This is a genomic window from Pseudomonas sp. UBA6276 (assembly GCF_002438365.1).
GTDB lineage: Bacteria > Pseudomonadota > Gammaproteobacteria > Pseudomonadales > Pseudomonadaceae > Aquipseudomonas > Aquipseudomonas coleopterorum.
The window spans coordinates 1-15,027 of sequence record NZ_DJUS01000181.1; the positions used below are offsets into that span (position 1 = coordinate 1).

16 protein-coding genes are annotated in these 15,027 nt (G+C 62.7%); 7 read left to right on the forward strand and 9 right to left on the reverse strand.

Annotation, left to right across the window (positions count from 1 at the left end):
• The 5 genes from B2V21_RS20225 to B2V21_RS20245 all read left to right on the forward strand — a co-directional run.
• On the forward strand, positions 1 to 1,259 hold a 1,259-nt coding region (locus B2V21_RS20225), incomplete at its 5' end, for a heme lyase CcmF/NrfE family subunit (protein WP_286917847.1).
• The gene (locus B2V21_RS20230; protein WP_049858763.1) at positions 1,256 to 1,792 is read left to right on the forward strand and encodes a DsbE family thiol:disulfide interchange protein; all 537 of its coding nucleotides are present in this window, start codon (positions 1,256 to 1,258) and stop codon (positions 1,790 to 1,792) included. The genes B2V21_RS20225 and B2V21_RS20230, both read left to right, overlap by 4 nt.
• Positions 1,789 to 2,274: a cytochrome c-type biogenesis protein gene (locus B2V21_RS20235; protein ID WP_286917848.1), complete on the forward strand. Its 486-nt coding sequence runs from the start codon at positions 1,789 to 1,791 to the stop codon at positions 2,272 to 2,274. Before B2V21_RS20230 ends, B2V21_RS20235 begins: the two co-directional genes overlap by 4 nt.
• Positions 2,271 to 3,470: a c-type cytochrome biogenesis protein CcmI gene (gene ccmI / locus B2V21_RS20240; RefSeq protein ID WP_286917849.1), complete on the forward strand. Its 1,200-nt coding sequence runs from the start codon at positions 2,271 to 2,273 to the stop codon at positions 3,468 to 3,470. Before B2V21_RS20235 ends, ccmI begins: the two co-directional genes overlap by 4 nt.
• Positions 3,471 to 3,479: 9 nt before the next feature.
• Entirely contained in the window at positions 3,480 to 3,884 is a 405-nt protein-coding gene (locus B2V21_RS20245) for a hypothetical protein (RefSeq protein ID WP_286917850.1), read from the forward strand.
• 17 nt (positions 3,885 to 3,901) lie between these two features.
• On the opposite strand, the gene B2V21_RS20250 is transcribed toward B2V21_RS20245, so the two are convergent.
• From B2V21_RS20250 to B2V21_RS20265, 4 genes are all read right to left on the reverse strand, one after another.
• Positions 3,902 to 5,920 (reverse strand): acyltransferase family protein, encoded by a 2,019-nt coding sequence (locus B2V21_RS20250; protein WP_286917851.1) that lies wholly within the window; start codon positions 5,918 to 5,920, stop codon positions 3,902 to 3,904.
• A gap of 169 nt (positions 5,921 to 6,089) precedes the next feature.
• Positions 6,090 to 7,088, reverse strand: a complete 999-nt coding sequence (locus B2V21_RS20255; RefSeq protein ID WP_049858759.1) for a sulfate ABC transporter substrate-binding protein — start codon at positions 7,086 to 7,088, stop codon at positions 6,090 to 6,092.
• Positions 7,089 to 7,186: 98 nt separating this feature from the next.
• Entirely contained in the window at positions 7,187 to 8,002 is an 816-nt protein-coding gene (locus B2V21_RS20260; protein WP_049858758.1) for an ion transporter, read from the reverse strand.
• Between the two features lie 97 nt (positions 8,003 to 8,099).
• Positions 8,100 to 8,705, reverse strand: a complete 606-nt coding sequence (locus B2V21_RS20265; protein WP_049858757.1) for a TetR/AcrR family transcriptional regulator — start codon at positions 8,703 to 8,705, stop codon at positions 8,100 to 8,102.
• A gap of 160 nt (positions 8,706 to 8,865) precedes the next feature.
• On the opposite strand from B2V21_RS20265, the gene B2V21_RS20270 reads away from it, so the two are divergent.
• The gene (locus tag B2V21_RS20270) at positions 8,866 to 9,762 is read left to right on the forward strand and encodes a DUF808 domain-containing protein (protein ID WP_167375946.1); all 897 of its coding nucleotides are present in this window, start codon (positions 8,866 to 8,868) and stop codon (positions 9,760 to 9,762) included.
• 130 nt (positions 9,763 to 9,892) lie between these two features.
• Here B2V21_RS20270 and B2V21_RS20275 read toward each other — a convergent pair whose 3' ends face one another.
• Genes B2V21_RS20275 through B2V21_RS20285 form a run of 3 tightly spaced genes read right to left on the reverse strand, consistent with a single transcriptional unit; the run spans position 9,893 to position 11,780 of the window.
• On the reverse strand, positions 9,893 to 10,735 hold the full coding sequence (locus tag B2V21_RS20275; RefSeq protein ID WP_286917852.1) for a DUF3618 domain-containing protein: 843 nt from the start codon (positions 10,733 to 10,735) through the stop codon (positions 9,893 to 9,895).
• Positions 10,732 to 11,127 carry a phage holin family protein gene (locus tag B2V21_RS20280; protein WP_286917855.1) on the reverse strand — a complete coding sequence of 132 codons (396 nt, stop codon included), beginning with the start codon at positions 11,125 to 11,127 and terminating at the stop codon, positions 10,732 to 10,734. The genes B2V21_RS20275 and B2V21_RS20280 overlap by 4 nt, the downstream gene beginning before the upstream one ends.
• 35 nt (positions 11,128 to 11,162) lie before the next feature.
• A complete protein-coding gene (locus tag B2V21_RS20285) occupies positions 11,163 to 11,780 on the reverse strand; it encodes a hypothetical protein (protein WP_286917853.1) in 618 nt (205 codons plus the stop codon).
• 393 nt (positions 11,781 to 12,173) lie between these two features.
• Here B2V21_RS20285 and B2V21_RS20290 point away from each other — a divergent pair, with 393 nt between their 5' ends.
• Complete coding sequence (locus B2V21_RS20290) at positions 12,174 to 13,040, forward strand: manganese catalase family protein (RefSeq protein ID WP_049858752.1); 867 nt, start codon at positions 12,174 to 12,176, stop codon at positions 13,038 to 13,040.
• A 163-nt stretch (positions 13,041 to 13,203) separates the two neighbouring features.
• Here B2V21_RS20290 and B2V21_RS20295 read toward each other — a convergent pair whose 3' ends face one another.
• Together B2V21_RS20295 and B2V21_RS20300 are read right to left on the reverse strand one after the other, a co-directional pair.
• A complete protein-coding gene (locus tag B2V21_RS20295) occupies positions 13,204 to 14,265 on the reverse strand; it encodes an SDR family oxidoreductase (protein ID WP_286917854.1) in 1,062 nt (353 codons plus the stop codon).
• Positions 14,266 to 14,373: 108 nt separating this feature from the next.
• Positions 14,374 to 14,922, reverse strand: coding sequence for an adenine phosphoribosyltransferase (locus B2V21_RS20300; protein WP_134723146.1), 549 nt, complete (start codon positions 14,920 to 14,922; stop codon positions 14,374 to 14,376).
• Positions 14,923 to 15,027 lie beyond the last annotated feature (105 nt).

The window sequence follows — 15,027 nt, forward strand, 5'->3', positions numbered from 1 at the left end:
GCTGGTGGTTCTGGGACCCGGTGGAAAATGCCTCGTTCATGCCTTGGCTGGTCGGCACTGCGCTGATCCACTCCCTGGCGGTCACCGAGAAGCGCGGCGTGTTCAAGAGCTGGACGGTGCTGTTGGCCATTGCTGCGTTTTCCCTGAGCCTGCTGGGCACATTCCTGGTGCGCTCCGGCGTGCTGACCTCGGTGCATGCGTTCGCCTCGGATCCGACCCGTGGCGTGTTCATTCTGATCTTCCTGCTGTTCGTGGTGGGCGGTTCATTGACGCTGTTCGCGCTGCGCGCGCCGGTGGTCAAGAGCCACGTGGGCTTCGGCCTGTGGTCGCGGGAGACCCTGCTGCTGGGTAACAACCTGATCCTGGTGGTGGCTGCTTCGATGATTCTGCTGGGCACCCTGTACCCGCTGGCGCTGGATGCCCTGACCGGCGCCAAGCTGTCGGTCGGTCCACCCTATTTCAATGCGCTGTTCGTGCCCCTGATGGCGTTGCTGATGCTGGCCATGGCCGTTGGCGTGCTGGTGCGCTGGAAACACACGCCGACCGCCTGGCTGCGTAGCATGCTAGTGCCGGTACTGCTCGGCAGCGCCGTGCTGGCGCCGCTGGCCGCCTGGTGCCTGGGGGATTTCGCCTGGCCGGTGCTGAGCACGTTCGCGCTGGCGGCCTGGGTGGTGCTGGCCGGGGTGCGCGACTTGCACGACAAGACCCGTCACAAGGGCCTGCCCCGCGGCATTGCCGGCTTGCCGCGCAGCTACTGGGGCATGCAGCTGGCTCACCTGGGCATTGCCGTTTGTGCCCTGGGCGTGGTGTTGTCGAGCCACAACAGTGCCCAGCGTGATCTGCGCATGGCGCCGGGCGATGCGGTCGATCTTGGTGGCTATCAGTTCATCTTCCAGGGCGCCGAGCCTCATCGGGGGCCGAATTTCAGCGCCCAGCGGGGCAGTGTTCAAGTCCTGCGCAATGGCGTGCAAGTGAGCCTGCTGCATCCGGAAAAACGCTTGTACAGCGTGCAGCAATCGGTGATGACCGAGGCTGGCATCGATGCCGGCTTCACCCGCGACCTCTATGTCGCGCTGGGTGAACCCCTGGAAAACGGCGCGTGGGCGGTGCGGATCCACGTCAAGCCGTTCGTGCGCTGGATCTGGCTGGGTGGGCTGATGACCGGTCTGGGTGGCTTCCTCGCCGCACTGGACCGGCGCTATCGCATCAAGGTCAAGGCGCGTGTGCGTGACGTATTGGGCAAAGGGGCCGTAGCATGAAACGTTGGCTGTTGGCGGTGCCGCTGGGCGCATTCCTGGTGCTGGCCGTGCTGCTTTACCGCGGGCTCTATCTTGACCCCGCGCAGTTGCCGTCGGCCCTGATCGGCAAGCCGTTTCCCGAGTTCAGCCTGCCTGACACCCAGGGCCAACGAACGCTGACTCGAGTCGATCTGCTGGGCAAGCCGGCCCTGGTCAATGTCTGGGGAACCTGGTGCGTGGCCTGCCGCGTCGAACACCCCGTGCTGAACACGCTGGCCGAGCAGGGCGTGCTGATCTACGGCATCAACTACAAGGATGACAACGTGGCAGCACGGCGGTGGCTGGCCGATTATCACAACCCCTACACGCTGGACATCAACGACAAGGACGGCAGCCTGGGCTTGAACCTGGGCGTGTACGGCGCACCGGAGACGTTCCTTATCGACGCCAGGGGCGTGATTCGCCACAAGTGGGTCGGGGTCATCGACCAGACCGTTTGGCGCGAGCAACTGGCGCCGTTGTACCAGGCGCTGCTCGACGAGGCCCGGCCATGAAGCGCTGGCTGCTGCTGTCGATACTGCTGTTGAGCCTGTCCGGCGTGGCACGGGCTGCCATCGATACCTATCAGTTCGCCAATGACCAGATGCGCGAGCGCTTTCACCAATTGACCCAGCAACTGCGTTGCCCCAAGTGCCAGAACCAGGACATCGCCGATTCCAATGCACCTATCGCCGGTGACCTGCGCCGTGAGATCCATCGGCTGTTGACCGAGGGCAAGGATGACGGGCAAATCATCGAGTTCATGGTCGATCGCTACGGTGAGTTCGTCCGTTACAAGCCAGCGCTGACCGCGCGTACCGGGCTGCTCTGGTTCGGCCCGGCGGTTTTGCTGGTGGTCGGCATGGGCGTAATCGCGGTGACCTTGCGACGTCGGCGCAGGCAACCCGCTACCAGCCCGCGTGATCTCGACCCTGCCGAACGCGCCCGTTTGGCCGCGTTGCTCGCCCAAAAACCGTTGGATGATGACCGCCCATGATCGATTTCTGGCTCGCTGCCGGCCTGTTGCTGCTGCTCGCCCTGGGTTTTTTGCTGGTACCGTTGCTGCGTGCCCGTCGCACCCAGCCCGAGCAGGACCGCACCGCCCTCAACGTGGCGCTGTATCAAGAGCGCCTGGCCGAACTGAATACGCAACAGGCTGCAGGCGTCTTGACAGCCGCGCAATTGGAAAGCGGCCAGGCCGAAGCCGCCCGCGAGTTGCTGGCCGATACCGAGGGCGGGGAGGTGGTCGCTGACACCCGTCTGGGCCGCTCGATACCGCTGGCGGCTGCGGTTCTGGTGCCGGTGGTGGGGCTCGTGTTGTACCTGCACTATGGCGCCAGCGACCAGGTCGAGTTGAGCCGCGAGTTCGCCGTACCGCCCACGTCCATGGCGCAGATGACGGCGCGCCTGGAACAGGCGGTGCAGATGCAGCCGGAGGCTGTGGAGGGGGTGTACATCCTGGGTCGGACCTACATGGCGCAGAACCGGCCGGCGCAGGCAGCCGAATTGTTCGAGCGCGCCGCAAAACTCAGCGGTCGTCAGCCAGAGGTACTGGGGCAGTGGGCGCAGGCGCTGTATTTCGCTGCAGGCAAACAGTGGTCCGAGCAGATCCAGGCACTCACTGACGAAGCCCTGCTGGGTGATCCGAAGGAAGCCACCAGTTTGGGCTTGCTCGGCATCGTCGCGTTCGAAGGGCGCGATTTCGACAAGGCCATCGCTTACTGGGAGCGCCTACTGGCCACCCTCCCGGACAAAGACCCTGCGCGCACGGCATTGCTGGGCGGAATCGAACGTGCCCGCGGCCAACTGGCCGCCGCTGGCAAGTTGCCTGTCGCCGAGCCCGCTCCGGTACGCGCCGTATTGAAAGTGCAGGTGGCCTTGGCACCCGGTGTGGCGGCCAAGGTGCAGCCCGGCGACAGCGTGTTCGTCTTTGCTCGCGCGGTGTCCGGGCCGCCCATGCCACTGGCGGTCAAGCGCCTGACGGTGGCTGACCTTCCGGCTCAGGTCGAGCTGGCGGACAGCGATGCGATGATGCCGCAGCTGAAACTGTCGAACTTTCCCGAAGTCCAACTCATCGCCCGGATATCCAGGGCCGGCCAGCCCACGCAGGGCGAATGGCTGGCGCGAGGTGCGCCGATCGCCAGCGACAGCGCCGCCGTGCAGCAATTGATGATCGACAGCCCTGACCTGTAGAGAGATGCCATGAACCGTTTAGCTCGAATGGCCGTCATCGGCCTGGCCCTGGGCATGAGTGCCTGCGCCGTGCAGCGCCCGTCCGAACCTGCGCCGCAGCCACCGGTGCAGACCCTGCCACCGGCAGGACCGAGCACCGCGCCCACTCCAGCCCCACCTGCGACGCCCACGCCACCCGCGCCTAAGCCGATGCCGCGGACCTCGGCCAGCTTCGCCCCGCCTCCGGGCGGTGCCAGCCACTGGGACCCGAGTCTGGGTGTGTACGTACTCGAAGACCAGCCCGACACCTACTATCGCCAGCGCACCTACTACCGCTGGAACGACGGCTGGAGCTGGGCCACCAGTCCCAAAGGCCCATGGGAAGCCACCGATACCACCGGCGTGCCGGCTGGCTTGGGACGCAAACATCCCTGAAGCACGGCAGGCGCGAGTCAGTTCTGCATGATCTGACCCACCAGGCTCGCCACCCGCTCGACCCCGCGGGCACTCAAGTGGTCGTGGTCCTTGTACCACGACCCTCTGTCACCGATCAGGCACGTTTGTGGGCTGCACAGCGCTTCATCGAGGCTGACCAGGCGAATGCGTTCGCGCGCGCTGTCGGCGGCGAACAATGCGCGTGTGTAGTGCTGAAACTGCAGGTGTTTCGCGTAGGGTACGGACAGCCGGTCGAGCAGCCGTTGCGTGTGTTCGGCATCGCCCCCCTTGTCGCGTGCCAGACGATAGTAGAGCTGCTTCGGACTGGTCTGCTGTTGCGGCGCCTGAGCCACCACGTAGACCTGTGCGCCCAACGCTCGGTAGGCATCGATGGTCCGTTCCAGAGCTTTTTCGAATACCGCGCGCGAGGCCTCGCGGGTGCGCGCCTGGCTGGCTTGATCCACCAGGAAATAGCCGCTCATGCGGTTCTGGTCGTAATCGCCATCGGTGTACAGCGTCCAGCGTGAAACCAGCACCACCTTCCTGATGCCATGGGCCTTCACATAGTCGTACTCGCGCTGGGCCAACGCCGGGCACGCCCCTGGCGCATAGTTGCCCACCGCCACGTCGACGCCCAGCAACGGCGGGCAGCCACCCATGCCAATGTGAGCGATGCGCCGGTCGTACCGCTTGCCTGCGGTATCGAACGCCGGCAACAGGGCTTCGGCATGGCTGTCGCCGAACACCGCCACATCCGCAGCCTGCCGCTGGCGATCGGCACCGAACAGGCAGAAGTCCATGCCCCAGCCCTTGCCGTCATAGTTCGTGTCGCAGGCATCGCGGATATGTGGGTCTTCGAAAGCGGTCATGATGCTGGGATCGACGTCGAAACGCTGGCTGAAGCCATTGTTCACGAAGCCGGTGATGCCTAACGCCACGAACAGTAACGAAGCGCTGGCACTGTAACGCCACAGGCGCGCAGCAGGCACGTGGCGTCGGTCGCGAAAGGCGCGTTCGACAAAGCGCCAGCTCAGCCATGCCAATACCAGCGACAGCCCGCTCAAGCCCAGCATGGTCGTTGGAGTGGGCGCCACCAGGCTGTTGTTGCGGGCGAAAGCGAACAGCGGTTGATGCCATAGATAGGCGCTGTAGCTGATCAGTCCGATGCCTACCAATGGGCCGCTCGCCAATACCCTTCCGACGGAGTTACCCGGATGAGCGAAGAGGATCACCAATCCTGCCCCAACGGTGGGCAGCAAGGCATTGAAACCGGGAAACGCCGTGGCGTGATCAAAGGCAAGCACGCCATAGCCGATCATGGCCACGCCTAGCAGACTGCCAGCCTGCGCGTGCCAGGACCAAGCGGTCGAGCGTGGTCGCCTAGCGAGGTAGAAGGCGATGAAAGAGCCCACCAGCAGCTCCCACGCGCGTGCGTGCAGCAGGTAGAACGCGGCCACGGATTCCTGGCGGGCGCCATGCTCGGCCAAGGCCAGACTGGCCAAGGCGAGCACGGCCAGTATCGCCACCACGGTGCGCCGACCCAGGCGCCACCCAGCCATCAGCAGCAATGGGAAGAGCAGGTAGTACTGCTCCTCAACCGCCAATGTCCAGGTATGCAGCAGAGGTTTCATCTCGGCGGCAGCGTCGAAATAGCCGCTTTCACGCCAGAACAGCAGGTTCGACGAGAACAGCGGCACCGCCGCCAGGCTCTTGCTGAACGCCTTGAGGTCCGGCGGGTCCAGCCACATCCACGCCATGGGCAGACAGACCAGCAACATCACGAACAGCGCCGGCAGAATCCGTCGGGCCCGACGCTCGTAGAAGCGCAGCAGGGAGAAATCACCTTTGGTCATTTCCGCCAGGATGATCGAGGTGATCAGATAACCGGAGATCACGAAGAACACGTCGACCCCCACGAATCCGCCGGAAAACAGGCTGAAGCCGGCATGGAACAGGATCACCGGCAGCACGGCTAGCGAGCGCAGGCCGTCGATTTCCGGGCGGTATTTCAGTGCGGCATCCGATGATGTGGTCATGATGATCGAACTCGCGCCAACGCTGGAGCGCGCGCGATGAAAAACCATCGGGCAGGCTACCGCCGAACGTTGGACGTAGGAAAGAGAAGGGGGGAGAAGCGAAAGGCAGGGCGTTACAGGCGAGGTTTTACCCCAAGCCTGCAACGCTGTCCAGCGATTGAGCGATCGTTTACTGGCCGGTGTAGATCTGGTCGAACACGCCACCGTCATTGAAGTGGGTCTTCTGCACGCTGCGCCAGTCGCCGAAGGTTTTCTCCACTGAGAGGAATTCGACTTTCGGGAAGCGATCAGTGTACTTGGCCAGCACTGCAGGATCACGTGGGCGCAGGTAGTTGTTGGCCGCGATTTCCTGGCCTTCCGGCGACCACAGGTACTTCAGGTATTCGTCGGCCGCGGCACGCGTGCCCTTTTTGTCGACGACCTTGTCGACCACACTGACGGGGGGCTCGGCCTCGGCTGAAACGCTGGGGTAGACGACCTCGAACTGATCGCGGCCGAACTCGCGGGCGATCATTTCGGCTTCGTTTTCGAAGGTGATCAGCACATCGCCGATCTGGTTGGTCATGAACGTGGTGGTCGCGCCGCGTCCACCGGTGTCCAGGACCGGTGCCTGCTTGAACAGCTTGCCGACGAAGTCGCGGGCCTTGTTTTCATCGCCACCATTCTTGAGCACATAGCCCCAGGCCGACAGGTAGGTGTAGCGGCCGTTGCCGGAGGTCTTGGGGTTGGGGACAATAACCTGCACGCCATCCTTGAGCAGGTCAGGCCAGTCCTTCAGCGCTTTTGGGTTGCCCTTGCGCACGATGAACACGGTCGCCGAGGTGAACGGTGCGCTGTTGTTCGGCAGGCGCGTAACCCAGTCGTCGGGCACCAGCTTGCCGTTGTCGGCCAGGGCATTGATGTCGGTGGCCATGTTCATGGTGATGACGTCTGCCGGCAGGCCGTCGATCACCGAACGCGCCTGCTTGCTCGAACCACCGAAGGACATCTGCACGGTGATGGCTTCGTTGTGTTCGGCTTGCCAGTGCTTCTGGAACGCACTGTTGTAGTCCTTGTAGAAGTCGCGCATCACATCGTACGAGACGTTGAGCAGGCTGGGCGCGGCCTGGGCCAGGCCGGTCAGGCTCAAGCCTGCTGCCAACAGCGAGGCACCGATCAATTTTTTCACTGCAGTTCCCTCTTCGAGCGTTCTTGGAAATAGGCGGCATTATGCCTGCGCCCCGTGGCCAGGCGTTATGGGGGCGATTAGATCAAAAAGGGCGGTGCTTATACCGCTTTCTTGAACAGCGCATTGCCACACTGGGAGCAGAACGAGGCTGTCTGTTCGTGGCTGCTTTTGTGGCACACCCCGCACTCGTGCTGCAGGCCTTCGCTGCGCATGGCGTTGGCCAGTTCGGCGGTGAAGATGCCGGTGGGCACGGCGATGATCGAATAACCGGTGATCATGACCATCGCCGAGAGCACCTGACCGATCGGCGTGGTCGGCACGATATCGCCGTAACCTACCGTGGTCAGCGTGACGATGGCCCAGTAGATGCCCGTGGGGATGTTGGCGAAACCGTTCTGCGGGCCCTCGACCACGTACATCAAGGTGCCGAACACCGTGACCAGAGTGGTGACGCTCACCAGAAACACGATGATCTTCTGCTTGCTGCCACGCAGAGCCGCCAGCAGGTAGTTGGCCTGCTTCAGGTAAGGGCTGAGCTTGAGCACGCGGAAGATCCGCAGCATGCGCACCACGCGCACGATCATCAGGTACTGGGCGTCGCTGTAGTAGATGGCCAGGATGCCGGGGACGATCGCCAGCAGGTCGATCAGGCCGTAGAAGCTGAACGCATAGCGCAGGGGCTTGGGCGAGCAGTACAGGCGCAGCAGGTACTCCACGGCGAAGATGAACGTGAAGCCCCATTCGATCCAGGCGAACAGGTCGGCGTATTGGCTGTGCACCGTCTCGACGCTGTCGATGATCACCACCAGCAGGCTGGCGAGGATGATCAGCAACAAGGTCTTGTCGAAGCGACGTCCGGCAGGGGTGTCGCTCTGGAAGACGACGACGTACAGGCGATCACGCAGAGTGGTCATGGCAAAGGGGTTCCCAAGAAGGCGCACAGCGTAGGAGCTTTGCCGCGTCGGTGCAAGGCTGTGCGCCGACCTCGTCAGCGGGTCTGGCGAGGTGGCGCTATTCCGGCGCGCAGCCCTTGAGCACCAGCCGCGTGATGGTGTCGATGGCTGCTTCGTAATCGCTGTCGTCGAGCTTGGCCTTGCCGGTGATCGAAGCGATCTGCCAGTCGAAATCGGCGTAGGTCTGCGTCGCGGCCCAGATGCTGAACATCAGATGATGAGGGTCCACCGGAGCAATCTGCCCACGATCAATCCAGGTCTGCAGACACTGTATGTTGTGCAATGCCTGGGCGTTGAGCTGCTCGACCTGATCGGCGCTCAGGTGCGGCGCGCCGTGCATGATTTCGCTGGCGAACACTTTCGAGGCGAAGGGCAGGGCGCGGGAGATGTGGATCTTGGAGCGGATATAGGCGCGCAGCACCGCTTGCGGCTCGCCGGCCGTGTCGAACGGCGTGGAGGCCTGCAGGATTGGCGTGATGATGCTTTCCAGCACCTCGCGGTAGAGGTTTTCCTTGGACTTGAAGTAGTAGTAGACGTTGGGCTTGGGCACGCCGGCTTTGCTGGCGATGTCCTGGGTCTTGGCGGCGGCGAAACCCTTGTCGGCGAATTCTTCGCTCGCCGCACGCAGGATGAGGGCCTTGTTGCGCTCGCGAATACTGCTCATGGTGGGCAAAGATCCTTGTTTCTGCGCAGTGGCATCCGGCCGCGCCGGAGGGTCTGCGATGGTAGCACCGGCCTTGCCGAGCGCTCAACAACGGCCCGCCGGGGAACTAAGCCGGGGTCCCATGCGTCAGCCACCTAACTCACCCATAAGGATGCTCCCCGTGGCCGCAGGCAATTTGCTTACGCTTCTCGACGATATCGCGACCCTGCTCGACGACGTTTCCCTGGCCGCGAAGAAAACCGCTGGGGTGCTTGGCGACGATCTGGCGCTCAACGCCCAACAGGTCACCGGGGTCAAGGCGGATCGCGAACTGCCGGTGGTCTGGGCAGTGGCGAAGGGCTCCTTGCTGAACAAGGCGATCCTGGTGCCGGCGGCGCTGTTGATCAGCGCGTTCGCGCCGTGGCTGATCACGCCGCTGTTGATGATCGGCGGTGCGTATCTGTGTTTCGAAGGTTTCGAAAAGGTGGTGCACAAGTTCCTGCACAAGGACTCGGCTGCTGACCTTGAGCAGCGCAAGGCTGCCATGGCCGATGCCAAGGTCGATATGGTCGCGTTCGAGAAGGACAAGATCAAAGGCGCGGTGCGCACCGATTTCATCCTTTCGGCGGAAATCATCGTGCTGGCCTTGGGGGTGGTGTCCACGCGGCCCTTCCTGGACCAGGTCGGCGTACTGGTGATCACGGCGGTGCTGATCACCGCAGGTGTCTATGGGCTGGTGGCCGGCATCGTCAAGCTGGACGATGTGGGGCTTTACCTCAAGCAGAAAACCGGATCGGCCAGCCAGGCGTTGGGCAATGGTCTGCTGTGGCTGGCACCGGTGTTGATGAAGGTGTTATCGATTCTGGGCACCATCGCCATGTTTCTGGTGGGTGGCGGCATCATCGCCCACGGCCTGCCATTCGTGCATCACATCAGCGAAGCAGCGGTGGCGTTGGCCGGTGGCGGCGTGATGGGCACGGTGGCCAGCACCTTGGTGGACGCGTTGACCGGTATTCTTACCGGCGCCGTGGTCCTGGCCGTCGTCACCCTTGGCAAGAAGCTCTTCGGCAAATCCTAGCCCCTGTAGCAGCGGCGCAAGCCGCGTCCGGTCACGACGCGGTCCTACAGTCATACCGCATGTACCGCCGACGCGGCTCGCGCCGCTGCTACAGGTGCCGCGTCAGGGTTTGCCTGGTGTTCTGCCGGGTTCAGGGCTTCATGCCCAGCCCTGAGGACAGGTCCGTACCCTCGCTCGCCATGGCGGGCGTGACCGGGGACGGTGCGGCGGACGGTTCGGGTGCCTTGTCGGTCGCCTGCTTCACCGTGTCCTTGGCCACCGCATAGGCTTCCTGGCCCTTGGACTTGAGCGTATCGGCCAAATCATCTCGCGTCTGTCCCATCAACTCATCTTCCTTGCGCGTCGATGGCAATGCCGCGCCCAACGCCGCTCCCAGAGCAATGCCGATGGCCGCAAGCACCAACGGTTGCTCTTTGAGCAGTTGCTCGAACTGACCTTTCACCTCGCTGGCCTGCTCCTGCACGCGTTGACCGACGTCATGAGCCTTGTCGGTGAGTTGGCTTGCCGTAGCGTCCAGAGAATCAGTGGCCCGGTCGGACAGATCACCCGCCTTGGAGCGCAGGCTCTGTCCGTGGTCACGCGCCGTATCGGCCGCGCCATGCAGGCGATCACCAGCACCCGAGAACGCCTGACTGACCTGATCCGCCACCTGACTGACCATGCCGCCCAACCCCGATCCACTCGACGCCGAACCGGGCTGGAACGGCTTGTTCTGGTTCATCGCCAGCCAAGCCAGACCGACCCCGGTGAGCACCGTAGGCACCGGATTGTTCTTCAAGGTCGTGCCCAGGTTCTGGAAGAACTCACCGCCGTTGCCCTTGGTGTACGACAGGGCCTGATCGAACAACTGGCCCGGCGTGAACCGGCTTTCCAGGGAATCGACCAGATTGCTGATGCTGGCACGCTTGGCGTCGATCTCGCGTTCCAGATCTTCCGGGCTTTTGTCCAGATCGCTATTCAATGAGCTGCTCATGAGACTTTCCTCTTCAGTGCTTCCTTGTCCTGCTGCATGGCGTGCAGGGTCCGGTCCGGTGTGAAGTGCGACGTTTCGAACTGCTTCTTGCCCGACTGCAGCATGATGAAACCGACGATCACGGTGATACCGCCTACGATCAGCGCGGCGAGCCACAGCTGCATCACGGTACCCAGGCCATACACGGCCGCCATCAGCAGGATGATGAAACCGGCCAGTAGCACGATCGCACCGCCCGCCACGGCGGCAATGCCCGCCTTGAGCGTGGTCAGGCTCTGCTGCATTTCGGCCTTGGCCAGTGCCAGCTCCTTGGTGAACAGCTCCGGCACCTCGCGCGTCAACTGGCGCAGCAGGCCGCCGATGGAGGCATCGTCCTGGCGGACCGAGTCCATACGTTCCTGGGGTGTGTCGAACGGATCGTTGTTCATCACAGAGCCTCCCGTGGCGGCGTGGGCGTCGAGTACAGCGTGGTCCCGCTCAGCGGCGGACTGACGGCGGCCTGGGTGGCCGGTTCCGGGACGCTGGCCGCGGCAGGATCGGCCGACAATGGCGGCACGGAGGTCTGGTATTGCGGTAGGTCGGAAGGCGCAGGCAAGCTCGAACCTGGCCTGGACGGCGCGCTGGCGCTGGCGCGCAGGAACCGCGACAGCGCAAAGCCTATCGCCACGCTGCCAGCCAGGAACACGGCCGGATTGTCCCGTGCCAACTGCGCGCCCTTGTGCAGAAGTTCTTCGGCGCTCTTGTCGCGAACCTGGTCGGCGAAGGTGCCAAGCCCTGATGCCAGTTGACCTAGGTATTGCGACAAACCCAGGGTGTCCTTGCCCTCCAGCGCAGAAGCAGCCGATTGCGCGCTGTCCACCAAGGAATCGATTTGATCGGTGGCCAGGTCGCGCAGGTGTTCGTACTGTTCGGCGCCCTGCTGCTTGGCGTCGCTCAATGCAGCGCCAGCTTCGTCGGCCAGAACCTGCAGGTGCTCTTGTGGCGTGCTGCCTGGGGACGTGTTGGCGTCAGCCTCGTCGCTGGCAGGTCGTTGCGTCGTATCCATTGCTTTTCTCCCATCATTGGAATGAGCACAGGGCACAAAGCACAGCTTGCCGAGCACAGGTTTACCGCGACACTCAAGCGGATGACGTTCGATACTTCTCGATAGTTCACGCCGGTGGATGAATGCCTGATTTAAAGAGTTCGTTAAATACGTGTGTGCCTGGCTGAATAACGATCATTGCGCAATTATTGAAACCATAAACCGATGCTAATGTGCCAGCAGTCATTCTTTTATAAATAACCTTTCGTCCGGCTGCCTAATATAAATGGCATTAACTCGACGAACTATCTTCCTACTTAGGACGGCGTTGTTTCAGTGTCTCTCGTTTGTCGAGAGTTTCCGTGTGCCGCTCCATGACTTGCTCGCATAATTAGATAGCCTGAGGATTTGACAATGTTCTTGCACAACAAGCGTTTGCAATACACCGTGCGCGTTGCCGCACCCAATCCCGGACTGGCTAACCTGTTGCTGGAACAATTCGGTGGCGCACAGGGCGAACTGGCTGCTGCGGCACGCTATTTCACCCAGGCCCTGGCCGAGGATGATCCGGGCCGCAAGGATCTGTTGATGTCCATCGCCACCGAAGAGCTGAGCCACCTGGAAATCGTCGGTTCGATCATCGTCATGCTCAACAAGGGCGCCAAAGGCCAACTGGCCGAAGGCGTGCAGGAAGAGGGCGAGTTGTACCGTGCCATTAACGGTGCTGGCAATGACTCTCATATCACCAGCCTGCTTTATGGTGCCGGTGCGCCCTTGGTCAACTCGGCCGGTGTGCCGTGGACGGCCGCCTATATCGATACCATTGGTGAACCCACTGCCGATATGCGCTCCAATATCGCCGCCGAGTCGCGGGCGAAGATTGTCTACGAGCGGTTGATGAATGTGACCGATGATCCAGGCGTGAAAGAAGCGCTGGGCTTTTTGATGACGCGTGAAATAGCGCATCAATTGTCATTCGAAAAAGCCTTGCACTCCATTCAGCCCAACTTCCCCCAGGGCAAGTTGCCGGGCATGCCGGAATTCACCAACAAGTATTTCAATATGTCGGGTGAGCCGAATGTACGTGGGCCGTGGAATCAGGGTGAAGAGTGGGAGTTCGTCGAATCACCCGAGCCTGCGGTCGACGGCGGTGATGGCAGCGCTTCGGTAACCTTGTCTGCAGACGATGCGGATGTACTGGAAGCCATGAAGCTGCGTACCGAGTCCGATCCGGATGCGGACCCAGTCACCGGGGCCGATCTGGGCTCGGGCAAGGCGTAAGGCACTATGCTCTGATCGCTGTACGGATCAGGCGCAAAAAAAGCCCCCCGCAGCCAGGCTGCGGGGGGCTTTTTCATGCTGCACTATCTGCGCATGCCCCAGCTGTCGCCGACGCGGCTCGCGCCGCTGCTACACGACGCGGCTCGCGCCGCTGCTACAGCGTTCAAGGAATCAGGCGTTCGCTGCGCAGCTTCTCGAACACGTCGAAGAATGCCTGATCGCTGGCCTGAAACTCCGTGAAGCCCAGTCGACGGCTCTTGGACACATCAGTGACCACCTCGATCGGACGGCCCAGATCGGCATCGGTGTGCCAAGGTGAAACCAGCCGATCGATATCCGCTTCGCGCAGGCCATGTTTCTGGGCCAACTGTTGCCATACGTCGGCGTCGTCGGTCATTTGCTCTGCCAGAGGCGTGAGCTGCTGCGGATAGGGCGCTGCCTCGACACCGAACCAGTCGGCGATCTGCTGCCACATCCAACTCCAGCGGAACACGTCACCGTTGGTCACGTTGAAAGCCTGATTGGCCGCCGCAGGAGTCGTACTGGCCCAGAGCAACTGCTTGGCCAGCAGACGGGCGTCGGTCACGTCGGTCAGGCTGTCCCACTGCACGCGCGAGCCGGGGAACACGAACGGGCGGCCGGTGGCTTTGCAGATGGAGGCATACACCGCCAAGGTGGTCGCCATGTTCATGGCGTTGCCTACAGCCACACCGGTAATGGTGTGGGGGCGATGCACACTCCAGGTGAAACCATCGCGCTCGGCGGCGGCGAACACTTCATCTTCCTGGGCGTAATAGAAGTTCTCGACGTCTAGGCGACCCTGCTCCTCACGAAACGGGGTCTGCGGCAGGCTGCCCTTGCCGTAGTTTTCGAACGGGCCCAGGTAGTGCTTGAGACCGGTGACCAGGGCCACATGCTTGACGCTACCCGCCGCGCGCAAGGCGTCGAGCACATTGCGCACCATGGCGGCGTTGACGCGGATGTTCTCCGCTTCGGTGTCCTGGCGGGCCCAGGTGGTCAAAAAGACGTGGGTGGGCTTGAGCTCGGCCAGCGCCGTGGCCAGCGACGCCGGGTCCATCAGGTCAGCCTGGACCGGGGTGACACCCTCGGCCACGGCTGGCTTGCGCGCCAAGCCGGCGACCTGCCAACCCTGATCGAGCAGCAGCCGCGAAGTCGCGCTGCCAACGATGCCGCTGGCGCCTACCACCAATGCAGAATGAGTCATGTTGTCTCCCGTTTTGAGTGGATGCTGTGGCGTTGGACCGCAACATCCCGCAGGGGACTGCATCGAATTACGTGTGGTGGGACGTCGCAGCGTGGCTGCGCAGAGCGCCTAGCGCTCGTCGAGGGCGAAGCGGGTCAGGCAGAAGGTGCCGACCCCAGCATCCTGAAGACGCTGCGAGCCTTGCAGTTCGGGCAGGTCGATGATGGCCGCCGCCTCGAACACCTCCGCGCCCATCCGCCGAACCAGATTGGCCGCCGCGATCAGTGTGCCGCCGGTAGCGATCAGGTCATCGAACAGCACTAGCGAGTCCCCTTCGCACAGGCTGTCGGCGTGCACTTCCAGAAACGCTTCGCCGTATTCGGTCTGATAACCCTCGCACAGCACGTCCGCCGGCAGCTTGCCTTGCTTGCGGAACAGGATCAGCGGCTTGTTCAGCTCATGGGCGACGATGGAGCCGATCAGAAAACCGCGCGCATCCATCGCGCCGATGTGGCTGAACTGAGCGTCGATGTAGCGGTGCACGAAACTGTCGATCACCAGGCGCAGGGCCTTGGGTGATTGAAACAACGGGGTAATGTCGCGAAACACCACGCCGGGCTTGGGGAAATCCGGTACGGGGCGGATCAGGGACTTGAAGCTGTGTTCGTCGAAAACCATCGGTCATAGCTCTGGAAGGGCAGGGATGGCGCAGTATAACCTTCACCGCCGGCCAGTACTGCCCCGCCGGCTGCGGTCATTTGACTAGGCTCTGTGTGAAAAGCC

Coding starts and splice junctions, on each gene's coding strand:
- B2V21_RS20275 (WP_286917852.1), bottom strand. CDS start 10,735: ATGAGCAGCTCATTGAATAGCGATCTGGACAAAAGCCCGGAAGATCTG.
- B2V21_RS20285 (WP_286917853.1), bottom strand. CDS start 11,780: ATGGATACGACGCAACGACCTGCCAGCGACGAGGCTGACGCCAACACG.
- B2V21_RS20290 (WP_049858752.1), top strand. CDS start 12,174: ATGTTCTTGCACAACAAGCGTTTGCAATACACCGTGCGCGTTGCCGCA.
- B2V21_RS20250 (WP_286917851.1), bottom strand. CDS start 5,920: ATGACCACATCATCGGATGCCGCACTGAAATACCGCCCGGAAATCGAC.
- B2V21_RS20260 (WP_049858758.1), bottom strand. CDS start 8,002: ATGACCACTCTGCGTGATCGCCTGTACGTCGTCGTCTTCCAGAGCGAC.
- ccmI (WP_286917849.1), top strand. CDS start 2,271: ATGATCGATTTCTGGCTCGCTGCCGGCCTGTTGCTGCTGCTCGCCCTG.
- B2V21_RS20265 (WP_049858757.1), bottom strand. CDS start 8,705: ATGAGCAGTATTCGCGAGCGCAACAAGGCCCTCATCCTGCGTGCGGCG.
- B2V21_RS20280 (WP_286917855.1), bottom strand. CDS start 11,127: ATGGACTCGGTCCGCCAGGACGATGCCTCCATCGGCGGCCTGCTGCGC.
- B2V21_RS20230 (WP_049858763.1), top strand. CDS start 1,256: ATGAAACGTTGGCTGTTGGCGGTGCCGCTGGGCGCATTCCTGGTGCTG.
- B2V21_RS20235 (WP_286917848.1), top strand. CDS start 1,789: ATGAAGCGCTGGCTGCTGCTGTCGATACTGCTGTTGAGCCTGTCCGGC.
- B2V21_RS20295 (WP_286917854.1), bottom strand. CDS start 14,265: ATGACTCATTCTGCATTGGTGGTAGGCGCCAGCGGCATCGTTGGCAGC.
- B2V21_RS20245 (WP_286917850.1), top strand. CDS start 3,480: ATGAACCGTTTAGCTCGAATGGCCGTCATCGGCCTGGCCCTGGGCATG.
- B2V21_RS20300 (WP_134723146.1), bottom strand. CDS start 14,922: ATGGTTTTCGACGAACACAGCTTCAAGTCCCTGATCCGCCCCGTACCG.